Source organism: uncultured Tenacibaculum sp., assembly GCF_947502995.1.
Lineage (GTDB): Bacteria > Bacteroidota > Bacteroidia > Flavobacteriales > Flavobacteriaceae > Polaribacter.
In genome coordinates, this window is the sequence record NZ_CANNBW010000046.1 from 1 (window position 1) to 3,377 (window position 3,377).

3 protein-coding genes are annotated in these 3,377 nt (G+C 29.2%); 1 reads left to right on the forward strand and 2 read right to left on the reverse strand.

The window, feature by feature from the left end; translation table 11 throughout:
- Positions 1–170 precede the first annotated feature (170 nt).
- Positions 171–1,061 carry a hypothetical protein gene (locus Q1A46_RS20635; RefSeq protein WP_299683538.1) on the forward strand — a complete coding sequence of 297 codons (891 nt, stop codon included), beginning with the start codon at positions 171–173 and terminating at the stop codon, positions 1,059–1,061.
- 527 nt (positions 1,062–1,588) lie between these two features.
- On the opposite strand, the gene Q1A46_RS20640 is transcribed toward Q1A46_RS20635, so the two are convergent.
- Both Q1A46_RS20640 and Q1A46_RS20645 read right to left on the reverse strand, forming a co-directional pair.
- On the reverse strand, positions 1,589–1,987 hold the full coding sequence (locus Q1A46_RS20640) for an HTH domain-containing protein (RefSeq protein WP_299683540.1): 399 nt from the start codon (positions 1,985–1,987) through the stop codon (positions 1,589–1,591).
- A complete protein-coding gene (locus tag Q1A46_RS20645; protein ID WP_299683542.1) occupies positions 1,977–2,930 on the reverse strand; it encodes a replication initiation protein in 954 nt (317 codons plus the stop codon). Before Q1A46_RS20645 ends, Q1A46_RS20640 begins: the two co-directional genes overlap by 11 nt.
- Between the last annotated feature and the right edge of the window lie 447 nt (positions 2,931–3,377).

Below are 3,377 nucleotides of genomic sequence, written 5' to 3' on the forward strand. Positions count from 1 at the left end.
ACCAGGGGCGCAAAGAAAACGCAAGAAAAGCGCAAAACAGGTGTTGTTGATTGTTGATTAATGGGATTTAAAAGACTTAAAAAGTTCGGTTCGCCCACACCAAAAGTACGGGCGAACCGAACTTTTTTTAAAAGTAAGTTGATATTTTTGCTAAAAAAATATTAAAAACAATGAGAAATTTATTTAACTATTGTATAGCCATTTTATTTTTAAATGTTTTCATCAGTTGTTCTAATGAAAGTGAAATAAATGAAAATAAATTTACAGCTAAAGATTTTGAATTTGTAGGAATTGAGCATAATAAAATTTTAGAAGAAACTTTCAAAATTTTGAAAGAAGAAAAAAGTATGCTAAAAGCAAAAAAACGTCAAAATGAAAACCAATTTAAAGACGTACTTATTAGAGCAACTTCTAATGTATATAAAAATGATAAAATTAAAAAGGATTTTGCTATAAGTGGAGTGCATAATTTTTTTAAAATAGAAGAACCTAATAGTTTTTCGAAAAGAAGAAATGACGTGGATAGTTTTGAAAACACTATTTCTTCTTTAAGCTTAAGTGAACAAAATTACATGAATCAATTAGGGGAAATAATGAAAGAAATGGATTCTCCTGATTTAGAAAAAAACGAAATAATTAACGATATTATTGAACTTGAAGTAAAAATTGGGAATGACAGTAATTTAAATAACGAACAACTTCAAGTTTTATATTCTGCAACACAAACTTCGAAATATTCTTTTTCCTATTGGAAGGAAAACGCTAATGATTGGGTAATTTCTTTAGAAGATCATGATATTGATCATACAATTAGTTTTTCATCGAAGAATCGTAAAAGGCCTATTTGCAGATGTGGACGCCCAGCAAAATTTATTGAAGCTGTTGGAGATGTATCATCAGCAGATGCTGCGGGAGCAATTGGAGGAGCAGTAGGTGCAGCAGCTGTAAATGTTGTTATAGGACCTGGTCAAGTAGCATATGGTTCAGCTATTGTTGGAACAGCTGCAACAGCTTCAGCTACAGTAGTCGCTAGAAAAATTATCGATTGGTTAAGATCTTAAAATTATGTTTACAAAAAAACAATTTATCTCATTTTTAATTTTTGTTTCAGTAAGTCAAATTATTGGAACACTAATTTTATATATAATTGGAAAGTCTTTTTTTATCCCGTTATTATGTGGTTCCGTTTTTGCTTTTTTAATAAGTTACAACAAAAAAGAAGCATAATAATCTATAGTATTGATGTATGAAAATACAAAAAAATAAAAAGCCTTATTTAGATAAATAAGGCTTTTTATTTTTAGTGCGTTTGAGGTTGTCGTCTCCGGCATTGCCTCATGAACCGGAATATATTGAAATCACATCACAACGGACTGGGGGGGGGAGTGGTTTTAGTAATTTAGTTGTGGAATTTGAAGAAGATAAAGTTAAAACAGCATTTATTTTAAACTATGTGTCAACACAAGAGTATTTACAATTTTTTTTAGTTGTTATCATGTAAGAATTAGATTTAGTGATAATAATGTTTTCTTGTATAGATTGCGTTTTTTTTGCGTTTAGTACAAAAAGCGCAATCTTCATAAGGTTTTCACTTTAAGAGATTAGAATTATTAGCCGCTTCTAAAATATTACGTTCTTGCATAATTTGTAAGATACGTTCCATTTGTTTTTGATGACTTTCAGCTGATTTTTTATGATACTCAAGCTCCTGTTTTAATAAAGGGTATTCTATTAATCTTTTTTGAAACTCTTGATATTCTTCATTACTAAACCCCTCTACAATATCATATTTAGGACTCTCTTTTTCAATATGCCCGATTGTGTCCGCACTCTGTCCGTTTAAGTATTCTTTTTTTAATATATCTAGCATCTTTTCAGACACTTTTAATCCTTTGTTTTCAAATGTTATAAACGATTTTAGATACCTTCGGACAGTTCTGTCCGAAACATTTAATATTTCTGCTATTTCTTTAGTACTATAACTCATCTAAATCTGTCTTTAGAACATCCTCTTTTATTACAAATCTCAGATATCTTTGCCATTCATTTTTAGGTATAGATGATTTAACAAATGCAATTTTTCCATACATTTTTTTTAAATGTTCTGGTTCTAGTCTCAAAACAGACATTGTTTCAGTAATAAACTCTTTATTTTTAGGTTTTTTGTAAGTGTCAAAAATTTGATGTAAGTCAGTTCTAACGATATAATCTAAATCCTGAAGAGAAGTTACTTCTATATTTTCTTTATGAATAATCTTAAAAGTTAAACTATCAACACTTCTTCCATTTTTTTGTTCTGAATACTCAAAATATAAATCAGAACTTCCTTCTTTATACATTTTTTTCAACTCATTTTTAGCAACGTCTAGAACTCTTTTTTTGAAAGAAGCATATCTAGAATACTTATTCTCTAATTTCATTTTATGCCGTAAATCTTTGATTGTGGTTCTCCAACCGCCAGCACTTTTGAATTGGCTACAATATTCATATAATCTTTGAGAGTGTTCAGAACGCAAAGACATTGCGACAACCAAACTATAAGCTGTATAGTTTTTAGCTAGTTCAACAAATTTAGCGACCATATCACTATCTACGGTTATCTCCCACAAAGCCTCTTTTTTTTTGTGCTTAGCTTTATTTATAATACTAACAATCATCCACTGGTTATCATTGTTAAATTCATAAAATTTAGATATTAGACGTCTCAAAGCTTTGTAAACTAAATCAGTATTCTCACTAACTTCTTTAAGCATAGCATAATTAAGATTAAGCACTAAATCTCCAAATAAGTTATTGTCTGTCCCATTTAGAACATAATTCTTTCTAATTTGATTTATTATTTGATAAATAATACGTTTTTCAATTACACTGAACTCATATCGAGATTGAGTAATTTTATTATCCTGATAAATTGTTACATTATTCTTCACACATCAAATGTAACAAAAAAAAAATACAGTTACATTTAAATAGTTACAAGTGTGCAAAATAAGTTACATTGAGTACAAAATAAGTTACATTGAGTACAAAATAAGTTACATTAAAGCTTGTAAGTATCTGTTTAATAGGTATTTGCAAGCTATTAAAAACAGTACTAAAACTTAATAAAAGAATACTAAGTAAAAAGGAAAGCTATTTTTTACTTTTTTTCTTCCAAAAAGTAAAACAAAAAAAGCCCAGTTTTTTAAGAAAAATTTTTTTAAGAAAATTTTTAGCGAACGGGGTCGGTTACGCTTCGCTATTCGGTTGGGATTTCATCCCCCCGAGCCCCCCTGAAAAAAAACAAAATGGTTTTGAATCACCAGGGGCGCAAAGAAAACGCAAGAAAAGCGCAAAACAGGTGTTGTTGATTGTTGATTAATGGGATTTAAAAGACT

Excerpts from the sequence above, each read along its gene's own strand:
- Q1A46_RS20635 (WP_299683538.1), top strand. The coding sequence starts at position 171 with ATGAGAAATTTATTTAACTATTGTATAGCCATTTTATTTTTAAATGTT.
- Q1A46_RS20640 (WP_299683540.1), bottom strand. The coding sequence starts at position 1,987 with ATGAGTTATAGTACTAAAGAAATAGCAGAAATATTAAATGTTTCGGAC.